General features: G+C 67.7%; 15 protein-coding genes. 3 read left to right on the top strand and 12 right to left on the bottom strand.

What is annotated here, in order from left to right; translation table 11 throughout:
* Nucleotides 1-68 precede the first annotated feature (68 nt).
* The 3 genes from IEV83_RS19150 to IEV83_RS19140 all read right to left on the bottom strand — a co-directional run bounded on the left by IEV83_RS19150 (nt 69) and on the right by IEV83_RS19140 (nt 2,207).
* Nucleotides 69-728, bottom strand: a complete 660-nt coding sequence (locus IEV83_RS19150; RefSeq protein ID WP_181761118.1) for an SRPBCC family protein — start codon at nt 726-728, stop codon at nt 69-71.
* A 115-nt stretch (nt 729-843) separates the two neighbouring features.
* The gene (locus tag IEV83_RS19145; protein ID WP_181761119.1) at nt 844-1,554 is read right to left on the bottom strand and encodes a 4'-phosphopantetheinyl transferase family protein; all 711 of its coding nucleotides are present in this window, start codon (nt 1,552-1,554) and stop codon (nt 844-846) included.
* Nucleotides 1,551-2,207, bottom strand: coding sequence for a DNA-3-methyladenine glycosylase family protein (locus IEV83_RS19140; RefSeq protein WP_181761120.1), 657 nt, complete (start codon nt 2,205-2,207; stop codon nt 1,551-1,553). The genes IEV83_RS19145 and IEV83_RS19140 overlap by 4 nt, the downstream gene beginning before the upstream one ends.
* A gap of 99 nt (nt 2,208-2,306) precedes the next feature.
* Between IEV83_RS19140 and gluQRS the strand changes: the two genes are divergently transcribed.
* Nucleotides 2,307-3,182, top strand: a complete 876-nt coding sequence (gene gluQRS / locus IEV83_RS19135) for a tRNA glutamyl-Q(34) synthetase GluQRS (protein ID WP_181761121.1) — start codon at nt 2,307-2,309, stop codon at nt 3,180-3,182.
* Here gluQRS and IEV83_RS19130 read toward each other — a convergent pair.
* Nucleotides 3,177-4,130, bottom strand: coding sequence for an AEC family transporter (locus tag IEV83_RS19130; protein WP_181761122.1), 954 nt, complete (start codon nt 4,128-4,130; stop codon nt 3,177-3,179). The two genes, gluQRS and IEV83_RS19130, sit on opposite strands and share 6 nt — an antisense overlap.
* Before the next feature lie 231 nt (nt 4,131-4,361).
* Between IEV83_RS19130 and IEV83_RS19125 the strand changes: the two genes are divergently transcribed.
* Nucleotides 4,362-5,510, top strand: coding sequence for an ATP-binding protein (locus IEV83_RS19125; RefSeq protein WP_181761123.1), 1,149 nt, complete (start codon nt 4,362-4,364; stop codon nt 5,508-5,510).
* Between the two features lie 28 nt (nt 5,511-5,538).
* Here IEV83_RS19125 and IEV83_RS19120 read toward each other — a convergent pair whose 3' ends face one another.
* The 7 genes from IEV83_RS19120 to ccmA form a co-directional block, all read right to left on the bottom strand.
* A complete protein-coding gene (locus IEV83_RS19120) occupies nt 5,539-6,426 on the bottom strand; it encodes a cation diffusion facilitator family transporter (protein ID WP_181761124.1) in 888 nt (295 codons plus the stop codon).
* Between the two features lie 167 nt (nt 6,427-6,593).
* Complete coding sequence (locus IEV83_RS19115; RefSeq protein ID WP_181761125.1) at nt 6,594-7,319, bottom strand: DUF1223 domain-containing protein; 726 nt, start codon at nt 7,317-7,319, stop codon at nt 6,594-6,596.
* Between the two features lie 143 nt (nt 7,320-7,462).
* Nucleotides 7,463-8,068 (bottom strand): DsbE family thiol:disulfide interchange protein, encoded by a 606-nt coding sequence (locus tag IEV83_RS19110; RefSeq protein WP_181761178.1) that lies wholly within the window; start codon nt 8,066-8,068, stop codon nt 7,463-7,465.
* 8 nt (nt 8,069-8,076) lie between these two features.
* Nucleotides 8,077-8,271, bottom strand: coding sequence for a heme exporter protein CcmD (ccmD, locus tag IEV83_RS19105; RefSeq protein ID WP_181761126.1), 195 nt, complete (start codon nt 8,269-8,271; stop codon nt 8,077-8,079).
* On the bottom strand, nt 8,268-9,026 hold the full coding sequence (locus IEV83_RS19100) for a heme ABC transporter permease (RefSeq protein ID WP_181761127.1): 759 nt from the start codon (nt 9,024-9,026) through the stop codon (nt 8,268-8,270). Before IEV83_RS19100 ends, ccmD begins: the two co-directional genes overlap by 4 nt.
* 69 nt (nt 9,027-9,095) lie before the next feature.
* The gene (ccmB, locus tag IEV83_RS19095) at nt 9,096-9,767 is read right to left on the bottom strand and encodes a heme exporter protein CcmB (protein WP_209003370.1); all 672 of its coding nucleotides are present in this window, start codon (nt 9,765-9,767) and stop codon (nt 9,096-9,098) included.
* Nucleotides 9,764-10,390 (bottom strand): heme ABC exporter ATP-binding protein CcmA, encoded by a 627-nt coding sequence (gene ccmA / locus IEV83_RS19090; protein WP_181761180.1) that lies wholly within the window; start codon nt 10,388-10,390, stop codon nt 9,764-9,766. The genes ccmB and ccmA overlap by 4 nt, the downstream gene beginning before the upstream one ends.
* Nucleotides 10,391-10,793: 403 nt before the next feature.
* Between ccmA and acnA the strand changes: the two genes are divergently transcribed.
* Nucleotides 10,794-13,541: an aconitate hydratase AcnA gene (gene acnA / locus IEV83_RS19085; RefSeq protein ID WP_181761128.1), complete on the top strand. Its 2,748-nt coding sequence runs from the start codon at nt 10,794-10,796 to the stop codon at nt 13,539-13,541.
* Between the two features lie 134 nt (nt 13,542-13,675).
* Here acnA and IEV83_RS19080 read toward each other — a convergent pair whose 3' ends face one another.
* Entirely contained in the window at nt 13,676-14,749 is a 1,074-nt protein-coding gene (locus IEV83_RS19080; protein ID WP_209003252.1) for a hypothetical protein, read from the bottom strand.
* Between the last annotated feature and the right edge of the window lie 3 nt (nt 14,750-14,752).

The following is a 14,752-nucleotide window of genomic DNA, read 5'->3' as shown; positions in this document are numbered from 1 at the left end:
GGCCGGGATAACGCCGAGGCGCGGGGCATCGCCCCCAATTCAGATGGATCGGCCGGATTGGACCGGGTTCAGAACCCCGACGACCAGAGACCGAGCGCCGGCCCCAGCAGCAGCGCGGCGATCAGCGCCAGCAATCCGGTCTGGAGACGCCCCTGGCGCAGCAGCGTCGCCAACAGGGGTTCACTCGCCGCCGACACCGGCGCACGGGCAGTGACGGTGCGAGAGACCGCCGGAGCCGCACCGGCCGACACCGTGCCGGGAGCCTCTGACGCGCCATCGCAGGCGCTGGCCACTTCCCGGGCCAGCCCTTGCATCATCAGCTCGATATTGCGCGCCGAAACCGCTTCCACCAGACGCCCGCCGAGCGCGGCAAGCTTGCCGCCGATATTGGTTTCCGCCTCATAGGCGATACGGGTGCGCGCCCCATCGTCGAGCGGATGGAGGACGATCCGCGCCGTGCCCTTGGCGTGGCCCGAGGCGCCGCCGTCGCCCTCCCCCGCCAGTTGGAAGGACACAGGCTGGACCAGATCGGTCAGCGCCACCTTGCCCCGGAACCGGGCGCGGATCGGCCCGACCTTGACGGAGACCACCGCGGCGAACCGGTTTTCGCCGGTCTCTTCCAGATGATCGCAGCCGGGCAGGATCCGCGACAGGCTGTCGGCGCGCGTCAGCGCCTCCCAGACAACCGTGGCCGGTGCATCTACTTCATAGGTCCCGTCGAGCTTCATCGCATCCTCCCAGGTTTCGCCTTTATTTATCAAACGATAAATAAAAGATCAAGCGGAAGAGGATGCCAGACCACGCTCGCGCTCCTGCGTCATTTTCCTGATGAAAATCAGGACCCTAGCCGGGCCCCGGAACCACCGCAGCGGCGTAGACATGATCGCCGGCAAGCGCCCAGCGCCCGGCAACCCTGTCGGCAAAACCGCTCGCCCGCAAACCCGGCTCCCGGGCGATCACCCGGAAGCTGCCCGTCTCGCCTCCGGGCGCGGCGAAGAAGCGGATCGCCGCCGCATCATGATCGAGAAAGCGGCGATGAAGCGGATAGAACGCCTTGTAGAACGCCTCCTTGGCGGAGAACACCAGGAGCGGCCCGGTCTCGGCCAGCCGGCCCCTGCCGCCGGCGAGGAAGCGGCGGTCCTCCTCGGTGCACACGGCAGCGATGATCTCCGGCTCCAGCCGGGCCACCGCCTCCGCATCGATGCCGAGCGCTGCGATCTCCCGCTCCCGCGCCACGGCGGCCAGCACCAGCGCCGGGCTGTGCGAAATGCTGCCCACCACGCCGCCCGGCCAGCAGGGGGCCCGGTCGGCGGCCACAGGGATCGGACAGGGGCCAATATCGAGCCCAGCGAGCGCCCGGCGCGCCGCCGTCCGGCCGGCGATGAATTCGCGCCGGCGCTGCGGCACCGCCCGCGCGATGGCCGCCTCCTCTTCCGCAAAGAGCGGTTCGGCCAGTCGGAAGCCGCGATCCTCGACCACGTGGACGCATCCAACCCAGTCGGCGAACAGCCCCTGTGCGGCGGCCACGCCATGCCCCGGACCGCCCCCGCTCATTCCGCCCCTGCCGCCGCAACCGGCAGCCCGGACCGTCCGGACACCGCCCGATAGTAGGACCAGAACAGCCGGGCGGCGATGCCGCGCAGCGGCGCCCAGCGCTGCGCCAGCCCGTCGACCGCCTTCGGCCCCGGGCGCTCGGGCATGTCGAAGGCCTGCCGCACCGCCTCGCGCAAGGCCAGATCGCCGGAGGGAAAGATATCCGGGTGCCCGGCGCAGAACAGCAGGAAGATATCCGCCGTCCAGGGGCCAATGCCCCGGATCTCGCAAAGCCGCCGATGCGCGTCTTGCGCCGGACATTCGGCGAGCGCGGCAAGATCGAGCCCCTCGCCCATCGCCGCGACCACCGCGCGCAAGGTCCGGATCTTTGGCCGTGACAGGCCGGCGGCGGTCAGCTCCGCATCCTCAAGGCGCGCCAGCGTGTCCCGCTCGAACGGATCGATCAGCAGCCTCAGCCGCTGGAAGATCGCCGCCGCACTTGCCACCGAGACCTGCTGCGCGGTGACGATCTGCACCAGCCCGGCAAGATCCGCCGGTTGCCGGCGCAAGGGCAGCGGACCGGCAGCCCGCGCGACCGGGCGAAGGCGCGGATCGAGCGCGAGCAGCCGCTCAAGCCCCTCCACCAGATCCGCTTGCGTGGCGATCACCTGCATCGCCGATCCTTTCCCATGTCTCCGCCGCGTCCTGCCGCGCGCGCCGCGAGCCATCGCGGCCATTGACCTGTCTTCCGTTTTACCGGAAAGACCATGGCCATGACCACGCCCGTCTTTCGCTTCGCCCCCTCCCCCAACGGCCAGTTGCACCTCGGCCATGCCCTGTCGGCGATCCTCAATTTCGAGGCGGCGCGGGCAGCCGGTGGCCGGTTCCTCCTGCGCATCGAGGATATCGACCGCGCCCGCTGCACACCGGAGCTGGAAGCGGGCATCTTCACCGACCTTGCCTGGCTCGGCCTTCACTGGGAAACCCCCGTGCGCCGCCAGAGCGACCATTTCGGCGACTATCGCACAGCGCTCGACCGGCTCACCGCCCTCGGGCTGGTCTACCCGGCCTATCTCACCCGGGCGGAAATTGCCGGCGCGGTCGCCCGGGCGGAGGCGGCGGGCAAGCTCTGGCCGCGCGATCCCGATGGCGCGCCGCTTTATCCCGGCGACGCCGCCGTGCTTGGCCCCGAGGCGCTGCACCAGCGGATCGCGGCCAGCACCGGTCACGCCCTTCGGCTCGACATGAAAAAAGCGCTGCGCGTGGCGGGCGGGCCGCTTTTCTGGGAGGAGACCGGCGCCGGTCCGGACGGGGAGCGTGGGCGGATCGCCGCCGATCCGGCCCGCTGGGGCGATGTGGTGCTGGCGCGCAAGGATACGCCCACCAGCTATCATCTTTCCGTGGTGATCGACGATGCCACGCAAGGGGTGACCCATGTCATGCGCGGCCAGGATCTCTTCCAGGCAACCGCCGTCCACCGGCTGTTGCAACAGCTTCTGGACCTGCCGCGGCCGGTCTACCACCATCACCGACTGGTGCTGGACGAAACCGGGCGGAAACTGTCGAAATCGCGCGGCGACACCGCCCTTGGCGCCTTGCGCGAAAGCGGCGCCAGCCCGGATGACATTCGCCGGATGATCGGCCTATAGGCCGAGGAAGGCCATCCAGCCGCCGGTGACCACTACGGCGGCGGCGGTGGTGAAGGTGATCGAATTGGCCGACATGGCATGGCCGGTGCCATAGCGGGCGGCGAACAGAAAGGCATTGACCCCGGTCGGACAGGCGGCGATCAGAGTTGCCACCGACACCCAGAGCGGCGACATGCCGACCACATGGGCGGCCATGCCATAGACCACCGCCGGCATCGCCACCAGCTTCAGCGCGCTCAGCAGCACCGCCGGTCCGATGTTGCCGCGCACCCCGTAGGCCACCATGCTCATGCCCAGCGAGAACAGCGCCACCGGCACCGCCGCCCCGGCGATACGGCCGAGAACATCGGCAAGAATCCCTTCGACCGGCCAGCCGAGGATCCGCCAGGCGCCGCCGGCGAGGATGCCGATCACGATCGGGTTGGTCGCCAGGCTGGCGCCGATTTCCCGCAGCATACCGCCCAGCGGCTTCGGCGCCTGGGTGCCATCGAGCACCGCCGCCCGCTCCATCAGCACCGCACAGGCAATGGTCATCACCGGCAGATGCACCGAGATCAGGAGAAACAGCGGCACCAGCCCCTCTTCGCCGTGAATGGCCGTGATCAGCGGAATGCCCACCAGCACCGTGTTGGCGAAGCCGGCGGAAATGCCGGCAATCACCCCGGCGCGGGCATCGCGGCCGAACGCCAGCCGGACGATCAGCGTGCCCGCCGTCCAGATCACCGCGACACCGGTGAAATATGAGATCCAGAGCCCCCAGGGCGACGCCCCATCGAGCGAGCTGGTGGCGAGCGTGCGGAAGATCAGCACCGGAATGGCGATGACGAACACGAACTGACCGAGCGCGTCGCCAATCGACGGATCGAGCAGCCGACTGCGCGCGGCAAGGTAACCAAGGCCGATCAGGGCGAAGACCGGCAGCACGATGGCAAGGATTTGCTGAACCATCCCCGCTCTTTCGCATGGGGCGGGGCGGACGGCAAGCGGCCGCGCGCCGAGCACGCCTTCAGGTGGCGGCGCCGTCGAACCTTGCGGCACAGGGCATGGACTCGGCACCACTCATGGCCGGATAAGCGATGGAATGTCTTGATTCCTCCGCCCGCAGCGGCAAAAGTCCCCCAAGGGCAGAGCCCGAGCGGATGCCCCCTTGCGAGGGGCCTTGAACCGGATGAAAGCGGAATGAACAAGCAGGACAAAGGCCCGATGTCGGCGAGCGACGGCTCGGGCGGGGTCACCGAGCGCGAAGCGGCGCTTGTTCATGACCTGCGCACGCCGCTCGCCGCCATGCGCACCGCGTCCGAAATGATCGGCTGCGAGCCGACCACCCGCCGCCAGGCCGCCGCACTGGAAACCCTGATCGCCGCCATCGACGCCATGCTGCAGATGACTGGTGATCTGATCGGCGCGCCGCCGCCCGGACCGCAGGCCGCTGGCCCGCTGATCGCCGGCGTGGCGGATCTGTTCGCCGGCCATGCCCGCGCCCGTGGGCTGACCCTGACCGTGGAGATCGACCCGGCCCTTCAGGCGCATGAGACCTCGGAGCCGCTGGCGCTGCGGCAAATTCTCTCCGCCCTCATCGACAATGCGGTGAAATACACCCCCGAAGGCGGGCTCAGGCTCGATGCCCGGCGGCAGGACGACCGGTTGACGGTGGAACTCACCGACACCGGCATCGGCATCCCACCTCAGGAAACCGCCTGGATATTCGAACCGCGCGCCCGCGCCGGCAATGCCGACGGCACCGCACCCGGCACCGGTCTGGGCCTGTGGAGCGCGGCCCGGGCTGCGGCGCTGGCCGGCGGGCGGCTCGATCTGGTGGAAAGCACCCCCGCCGGCAGCCGTTTTCGTCTGACCCTGCCACTGGCCGCCGAAACCGAGACACCTCCGGTGACCGACAACGAGCCCCTCGCCGGTCGGCCCAGCACCGCATCCGGCGCACCGATGGCCGGGCGGCGCTATCTGGTGGTGGATGACAACGCCGCCGGCCGCGAGGTGATCGCCACCGTGCTGCGATCCTTCGGCGGTGAAGCGGTGCTGGCGGCAAGCGGCCGTGAGGCATTGGACCGGATCGCCGATGGCACCTTCGATCTCGTCCTGATGGATGTGCACATGCCGGAGATGGACGGCTACGCCGCCCTGTCGCGGATCCGCGGCCGCTCGGCGCAACCGAACCTGCCGGTGGTCGCCGTCACCGCCGATCCGAACCGGGCAGAGCTCGAAGCGGCCGGGTTCGACGCGGTGCTTGCCAAGCCGGTCTCCCCCCGCCAGGTGCTGGAGCTGCTGCGCCATTTTTCCCCGGCCAGGCCGGCAGAGGCGCTCGCCGGTTGACCGCAGCGCGCTCGTACGGCGCGTGGGCTCAGACGACGACGATGCCCGCGTGCTTGGCCTTGTGTTCCGGCTCCACATGGATCGTCGTTCGCGCACCGGGTACATCCCGCGAGATCGCTTCCTCGATCCGGTCGCAGATGTCATGGGCGGTTTCCACGGTCATGGTGCCCGGCACCACCAGGTGAAAATCGACGAACACCACATGGCCGGCCGAGCGGGTCCTGAGGTCATGGGCTTCCAGCGCGCCTTCGCCCGCCGTGGAAATCATCTCGCGGATCCGCTCCTGCAGCGCCGGCGCCACCGCCTCATCCATCAGCCCGCCGACGGATTCCTTCATCAAGCCCCAGCCGGACCAGAGAATGTTGAGGGCAACGATGCCCGCCAGCAGGGAATCCAGCGCCTGAATGCCGGTCAGAAGCACCAGCACCACGCCGAACAGCACCCCGACCGAGGACACCACATCGGTGACCAGATGCTTGCCATCGGCCACCAGCGCCAGCGAACGATGCGCCCGCCCGACCCGGATCAGCACGAAGGCCCAGGCGCCATTGATCAGGCTCGCCGCACCGTTGATCAGCAACCCCTCGACGGAGAAGATCACCGGCTGCGGCGCCACATAGGCAAGCCAGGCCTCGCGCACGATCGACAGGGCGGCGAGCACGATCATCACGCCGACCAGCACGGCGGCGAAATACTCCGCCTTGTCATGCCCGTAAGGGTGATTGCTGTCCGCCGGCTTGGAGGCGAACCAGACGGCGACGAAGGCCGCCACCGCCGAGGCGACGTTGACCACCGATTCCAGCGCATCGGAATAAAGCGCCACCGATCCGGTCCACCAATAGGCGACGAATTTCAAGCCGAGCACCAGAAGCCCGACGGCGATGCTCCCAAGGGCGATACGCAGTCTGAAAGTCATGGAAAGCGGCCCTCGTTCGCCACGGATGCCCGGGATCGGAACCATTGGGCCGGTCATCCGGGCCGGGGTTCCGCCGACGGCAAAGGCCTACCATCATCGCCGGCGAACACAAAGCCGCCGGCGCAAAAAACGAAAGGGATGGAGGAAAACGGGCAAAACCGCCCGCCTCAGAGGAACCCGGCGCCGAGGATCGGGCCCGGCCGCCCCCGAACCTCCACCTGCACCAGCGCGGCGCAGTTGGAGGCACCGCTCTTGCGCACCTCACTTGCCGGCAGGCGAAAGACGGCGCGTCCGCCCTCCCACATGCCGACCGCGCGAATGTCGCGCACCACATTGGAGTAGGCGATCCTGCGCCCGGTATTTTCGCCCCGGCCGATTGCCACCTCGACCCGCCTGCCGATGCCGAGAAAATACACCGTCGCCATCCGCACCGCCGGCGGCAGCGTGCCGCTCACCCGGATCTCGACCAGATCGCCCTGGCGCTTCAGATCCACCCGCGCCGACAGCGCCGGCGCCTCGGCCAGCCCGCGCGTCAGCGCCTGCCGGTCGCTGCCGACCAGATGCCGGACACCGTTGACCACCATTTGCGGGGTGTAGACCGTCCTATCGCCGCGCGCCTCCGCATAGCCCCGCTGGCGAGCGCTGTTGGCCGGCGTGGCGAGCGTGTCCTTCCAGCCGAGATAATCCCAGTAGTCGACCGAATAGGACAGCGCCACCAGATCCTTGCGGCCGACAAGTTCGGAGAACAGCCGGTCCGCCGGCGGACAGGAGGAGCACCCCTGGCTGGTGAACAGCTCCACCACCGCCCGCGGCCGCTCGGTAGCCGCCGCCGGCACTGTGGCGGCAAACGCGGCAAGCGCAGCGCAAAGGGTGAAGACAAGAGCCTGTCGCATGAGACGGATCATCGGTTCGCGGGCGGGAAGGCCGGATCCGGTCCGGCTTTCTTCGCCCCGACCATACGGAGCCCATCGTTCAATGGCGAGTCACGAGCGCTTGAAACCGCCCCGGGATCAGGGGCCCAGATCCCAGTCAGAGATCAGGGGCGCGGGTCGGCCAGCACCTTTTCCAGCTCCGGCAGGAACACGGCGCTATAGCTTTCTTCCGACAGCGGGCCGATGACCTTGTAGCGGATCGTGCCGCCCGCATCGACGATGAAGGTCTCCGGCACCCCATACACCCCCCAGAGGATGCCGGCCCGGCCGTTGTCGTCGGCGCCGACCCGGTCATAGGGGTTGCCGAGCGTGCCGAGAAACCGCCGGGCGTTCTCCGGCTTGTCCTTGTAGTTGAAGCCGATCATCTGCGCCCGCCCGTCCCGGGCCAGCTTTTCCAGAAGCGGATGCTCCTGCCGGCAAGGCACGCACCAGGAGGCGAAGACGTTGACGACACTCACCTTGCCCAGAAGATCGGCGCGGGACACGCCGGGCAGCGGCTTGCCGTCATCGACCAGTCCTTCCACCGGCGGCAGGGAAAACTCCGGCGCCGGCTTGTCGATCAGCGCCGAGGGCACCTGCGAGGTGTCGCGGCCACTGAGGATCTGCATCAGGAACAGCACCGCCAGCAGTCCGAAGACGATCAGCGGCAACAGCGCCACCAGCGGGATCCGGCGCCGCTTCGGGGCCGGGCCGCCGCTCGCCCCGTCCATGCCCGCGCTCACGAGGGCGTTCCCGAAGGCCGGGCGCCAGAGCGGCGGCGCACCCCTTGCCGTTCGAGCTCCGCCAGCTTGCCCTTCAACGCCGCATGATCGGCCAGGATCCAGCCGAACAGCGCGGCGATGACGACGGTGGTGATGCCGAAGCTGGCGAGGATGAATCCCGCGTGCGGGCCGAGATCGAGCAACTGGGTCATTCCGCGGCCTGTGGTGTGGCGACGCCGTGCCGGGCACTGGCGGCGTGAAGTTGCAGGGTCCGCACCCGGCGGCGCAGGATCTCGTTGCGCATCGCCATCAGGTGCATGACGAGGAACAGCAGGGTGAAGGCCAGCGCCATCACCGACAGCGGCCACAGGATCGAGGCATGGATGGTCGGACCGTCCATGCGGATGACGCTGGCCGGCTGATGCAGCGTGTTCCACCAGTCGACGGAAAACTTGATGATCGGCAGGTTGATGGCGCCGACCAGGGTAAGCACGGCGGCGGCCTTGCCGGCGCGGATCGGATCCTCAATGGTCCGCCACAGGGCGATCAGCCCCAGATACATGATGAACAGCACCAGCACCGAGGTCAGCCGCGCGTCCCACACCCAGTAGGTGCCCCACATCGGCTTGCCCCAGAGCGAGCCGGTGATCAGCGAGACGAAGGTGAAGGCGGCCCCGATCGGCGCCGCAGCCTTGGCCGAGACATCGGCCAGCGGGTGCTTCCAGATCAAGGTGCCCAGCGCCGACAGCGCCATGGTCGAATAGCACAGCATCGACAGCCAGGCGGCCGGCACATGCAGATACATGATCTTCACCGTCGCGCCCTGCTGGTAGTCGTCCGGCGCGACGAAGAAGGTGAGATAGAGCCCCGCCACGAAGGCGGCCACGCAAGCGACCGAGACCCAGGGCAGCAGGCGCTGCGCCAGGCTCAGGAACCGGGTCGGGTTGGCGAGGTCGAGGATAGCCATGTCACCGTTCTAGTGTTGGATGCCCGCGCTTTCAATGCACCGATGGGCGGCATAATGCCTTGACGAGCGTCAATCGCTTGAAAACCGCAGCGCCAGCGCCGAGGCAACCGGCCCGACCACCAGTGCGATCAGGCTGAGCGCGCACAGAAACAGAAAGGGTGTCAGGAACGGCGCCGGCTCCCGCGTCACCGCCCCGGCGGCGCTGACGCCGAAGATCAGCACCGGGATGCTGAAGGGAATGACCAGCACCGCCAGAAGCAGCCCGCCACGTCGCAACGACACGGTAAGCGCCGCGCCGATCGCTCCGATCAGGGTCAGCGCCGGCGTGCCGGCCAGAAGGGTCAGTGTCAGCGCGCCCACCGCCAGCGGCTCCAGGTTGAGGAAGATCGACAGCACCGGCGCGGCAAGCACCAGCGGCAGGCCGGTGCCGAGCCAATGGGCGGCGCATTTCACCAGCACGAGCAGTTCCAGCGGCCGTCCGGCCATCAGCATCAGATCGAGCGACCCATCGTCCCGGTCTGCCTGAAACAGCCGGTCGAGCCCGAGCAGGGTGGCCAGCAGCGCGCCGATCCACAGGACCGCCGGGCCGATCAGCGCCAGAAGATTAAGATCCGGGCCAACGCCAAAGGGAATGACGGTGATCACCGCCAGGAAGAACAGAACGCCGATCAGCGCCCCGCCGCCAACCCGCACCGACAGTCGCAACTCGCGCAGGAACAGCGCGCCGATCCAGCCGCTCATGCCGCCCGCTCCAACCGCAAGCTCGCCACATCCGGCAAGTCCAGATCCTGGTGGGTCGCGGCAAGGATCATGCCGCCGGCGGCAAGATGATCGCGCATCAAGCCGGTCAAGGTGGCCTCCGAAGCGCTGTCGAGCGCCGAGGTCGGTTCATCCAGCAGCCAGATCGGCCGCAAGGTCACCATCAGCCGCGCCAGCGACAAGCGCCGCCTTTGGCCGGCGGAGAGATAGGCGGCCGGAAGGTGGGCGGTATGCAGGATGCCCAGATGGTCCAGCGCCGCCTCAGGCGTGACCGAGGCCGGCTCGCCCGGCAGCGGCGCCGGCTGCACGAAGCGGGTCCAGAAGGTGAGATTTTCCAACACCGTCATCGCCGGTTTCAGCGCATCCTGATGGCCGAAATAATGGCAGTGTTCGCCGACACTGTGCTCCGGCAGCCCGTTCTCGACCGCAAGCTGCCCGGCGGCGGGCTGCACCAGCCCGGCGATCACCCGCAACAGGCTGGACTTGCCGACCCCGTTCGGCCCGCGCACCACCAGGGCATGGCCGGAGGCGAGGCTCAGCGACAGATCGGAGAACACGCGGCGGCCGCCACGATCGCAGGCTAGGGTGTCGGCAACGAGGCGCATGGCGATCCGGAACGGTTTCGGGAAACGAACAAGGCGACCCACAACGCGGGTCTTCTCCGCATCGCATGCCCGGCGGACTTCGATCAAGAGGCAATCCATCGCACCCCTATCGCAGCCCTGCTCCGCCGGGCTGCCGCAGGGGCGCCGGCCAGCGCGGCAGCCTATCCTATTTGCCGACACCACACCGGCGCGTATCCGCTGGCACCGCGCGATAAAATTCGCTATACGGGCGCCAACTCGCGTGCTGATCGCACCCCGGTGCGGCAGCGCGGCGTAATCGCACGCCGCCGGCACGCCGCCGGACTTCGCCAGAAGTCGACAGGGGCGGTGACCGGATCGCGCATCGAGGGTACGCCCGGCCGCCGGCCGGGCCGCACCGAGTTCAGGAAGGGGATCGCCAGTCGTGACCAAATCTCTCGACAGTTTCAACGCCAAGCAGACCCTCAAGGTCGGCGACAAGACCTACACCTACTTCTCCATTCCCGAGGCGGAGAAGAACGGACTTGAAGGTGTTTCCAAGCTGCCGTTCTCGCTGAAGGTGGTTCTGGAGAACCTGCTGCGGTTCGAGGACGGACGCACGGTCACCAAGCAGGACATCCTCGCCTGCGCCGAATGGCTGAAGACGCGCAAGTCCAGCCACGAGATTTCCTACCGTCCGGCCCGCGTGCTGATGCAGGACTTCACCGGCGTTCCCGCCGTGGTCGATCTTGCGGCCATGCGCGATGCCGCGGTCAAGCTCGGCGGCGACCCGAAGAAGGTGAACCCGCAGGTGCCCGTCGATCTGGTGATCGACCACTCGGTGATGGTCGACTATTTCGGCACCGGCGATGCCTTCAAGCAGAACGTGGAGCTGGAATACGAGCGCAACGGCGAGCGTTACGAGTTCCTGCGCTGGGGCCAGTCCGCCTTTGACAACTTCCGCGCGGTTCCCCCGGGCACCGGCATCTGTCACCAGGTCAACCTGGAGTATCTCGCCCAGACCGTCTGGACCAAGGACGAGGACGGCGAGACCGTTGCCTATCCGGACACGCTGGTCGGCACGGACAGCCACACCACCATGGTCAACGGCATGGCCGTTCTCGGCTGGGGCGTTGGCGGCATCGAGGCCGAAGCGGCCATGCTCGGCCAGCCGATCTCCATGCTGATCCCCGAGGTCGTCGGCTTCAAGCTGACCGGCAAGCTCAATGACGGCATCACCGCCACCGACCTGGTGCTGCGCGTCGTCGAGATGCTGCGTCAGAAGGGCGTGGTCGGCAAGTTCGTCGAATTCTACGGCCCGGGCCTCGACAACCTGTCGCTCGAAGACGCCGCGACGATCGCCAACATGGCACCGGAATATGGCGCGACCTGCGGCTTCTTCCCGGTCGATGGCGACACCATGCAGTACCTGCGCTCCACCGGCCGCGACGCCGACCGCATCGCGCTGGTCGAAGCCTATGCCAAGGCGCAGGGCATGTACCGCGAAGGCACCGAAGAGCCGGTCTTCACCGACACGCTGGAACTCGACATCTCCACCGTCGTTCCCTCGATCGCCGGCCCGAAGCGCCCGCAGGACCGTGTTGCCCTGACCGAAGCGGCGGCGAAATTCGCCGAGGCCCTGACCGAGATCAAGGGCGGCGGCAAGGACACCTCCGCACTTCCCACCTCCAATGGCGAAGCGCGCTACATCAACGAAGGCGCGACCGGCGTCCTCGACGCACCGCATCAGCGCTATGACGTCAATGGCAAGGAGCATGGTCTGGCCGATGGCGACGTGGTGATCGCGGCCATCACCTCCTGCACCAACACCTCGAACCCGAGCGTGCTGATCGGCGCCGGCCTCGTCGCCCGCAACGCGCTGAAGAAGGGCCTCAAGGTCAAGCCGTGGGTGAAGACCTCGCTCGCGCCGGGCTCGCAGGTGGTGACCGACTATCTGGAAAAGGCCGGTGTGCAGGGCGATCTCGACGCGCTCGGCTTCAACCTGACCGGCTACGGCTGCACCACCTGTATCGGCAACTCCGGTCCGCTCGACCCGGAGATTTCCAAGACGATCAACGACAACGATCTGGTCGCCTGTTCGGTGCTCTCGGGCAACCGTAACTTCGAAGGCCGCGTCAATCCGGACGTGCGGGCGAACTACCTCGCCTCGCCGCCGCTGGTCGTCGCCTACGCGCTTGCCGGTTCGATGAACGTCAACATCGCCACCGATCCGCTCGGCGAAGACCAGGACGGAAACCCGGTCTATCTCAAGGACATCTGGCCGACCAACGAGGAGATCACCGATCTCATCCGCTCGTCGATCACCGAAGAGATGTTCCGCGAGCGCTATTCCGACGTCTTCAAGGGCGACGAGCACTGGCAGGCGATCAAGGTCGAAGGCGGCATGACCTACGGCTGGCCGGCCGGCTCGACCTATGTCCAGAACCCGCCCTACTTCGAGGGCATGACCATGGAGCCGAAGCCGCTTGAGGATATCGAGAGCGCGGCGGTGCTGGGGCTGTTCCTCGACAGCATCACCACCGACCACATCTCGCCCGCCGGCTCGATCAAGGCCGACGCCCCGGCAGGCACCTACCTGCAGGAGCATCAGGTCGCGAGGAAGGACTTCAACTCCTACGGTTCGCGCCGTGGCAACCACGAAGTCATGATGCGCGGCACCTTCGCCAACATCCGCATCAAGAACCAGATGGTTCCGGGCGTCGAGGGCGGCGTGACCCTCAAAGACGGCGAGCAGAAGTGGATCTACGACGCGGCCATGGACTACAAGGCCGAGGGCACCCCGCTCGTCATCTTCGCCGGCAAGGAATACGGCACCGGCTCGTCCCGTGACTGGGCGGCGAAGGGCACCCGGCTTCTCGGCGTGCGCGCCGTGATCGCCCAGTCCTTCGAGCGTATCCACCGCTCCAACCTGGTCGGCATGGGCGTTCTGCCCTTCACCTTCAAGGACGGCGAGAGCTGGCAGAGCCACGGCATCACCGGCACCGAGAAGGTGACCATCAAGGGTGTCACCGAACTGAAGCCGCGCCAGATGGTCGATGTGGAAGTGACCTATGCCGATGGCACCACCAAGGTGATCGAGGTGCTGTGCCGCATCGACACCGAGGACGAGCTGGAATACGTCCGCTCCGGCGGCATCCTGCACTACGTGCTGCGCAACCTCGTCGCCAACTGATCCGGACCCGGCGGGATCTCCTCCCGCCGGTGCCGATCGAAACAGGAAAAGGCCGGCGGAGCGATCCACCGGCCTTTTTCTTTGAAATCATTAGTGAATTTTCCAGACCTTGGGCCAAAGCCCTCAGGTCGCGATCACCCGGCGAGGATCGCCTGCAGCAGCCGGGCATAGATCCGCTCGACCGTTTCCGCCGCAGCGCCGCCAAGCCGGTGCGCATAGGACAGGCCAGGCGCCGCATTCACCTCCAGCACCACCGCTGAGGGTCCCTCCACCAGGAGATCGACGCCGGCAAAACGCAGGCCCAGCGCCGCGGCTGCCCGCACCGCCGTCTCGGCAATCCCCGGCGCCAGCGCTTCCGTCACCTCCACCGCGCCGCCGCCGGTCGACAGATTGGCATTGGGCAGAAGCGCGATCCGCTCTCCGGCGCCCGGCACCATGTCGAGATGCAGGCTGTGTGCCGCAAGATGGGCGGAAATCCGGGGATCCTCGGGTGCAATCCGCGCACCATGACCGCCCTCGGCGAAGCCTGCTATTGCCGCGCCCGCCAGCGCCCGCAGCGAGCGGATGCCATCGCCGGTGACGGTGAAGGGGGTGCGATGGAACGCGGCCAGCACCGCGCCATCGAGCACCACAAGGCGGAAATCCTCGCCCACCACCGCCTTTTGCACCAGCACCCGGTCATGGACCTCAAAAAGATCGCCGAGCGCGGCGACAAGCGCGCGCTCCTCGCCGACCTTCACCACCCCATCGCCTTCCGACCCCTCGTTCGGCTTGACGAACAGCGGATAGCCGCAGGCCGCCGCGAAGGCGCGAGCTTGCGGAACGCCGGCCAGCCTTGCGGCCACCTGCGGGTTCTTCAGACCAAGCGCGGCGGTCCGGCGCGGGGCATGAACCAAAAGCGCCTGCGGCACCGCAAGACCTTCCGCCGCCAGAAAGCGGGCGGCGTAATCCTTGTCCTTTGCGAGCGCGGCGGCGCCGGCGCCGTTGATGTCGAAATTGGTGCCCTTGAACATGTGCCGCCGGCCATCGGCGCCGGTGATAGACCCGGCATAACCATACTCCGGCTCGACGGTCAGCACCGCGCCATGAGCCGTGCACAGGCGCTCCAGAATGGCCACCCAAAGCGGCGGGCGCACCGCCCCGGGGGAGGGGGCGGGCGCGGTCAGTTCGGTGACAATTTCGGCGGAATCGACGACAATTTCACGCATTTC

It is taken from the genome of Stappia taiwanensis, from assembly GCF_014635285.1.
Classification (GTDB): domain Bacteria; phylum Pseudomonadota; class Alphaproteobacteria; order Rhizobiales; family Stappiaceae; genus Stappia; species Stappia taiwanensis.
This window is presented reverse-complemented; position numbering and strand designations above follow the sequence as displayed.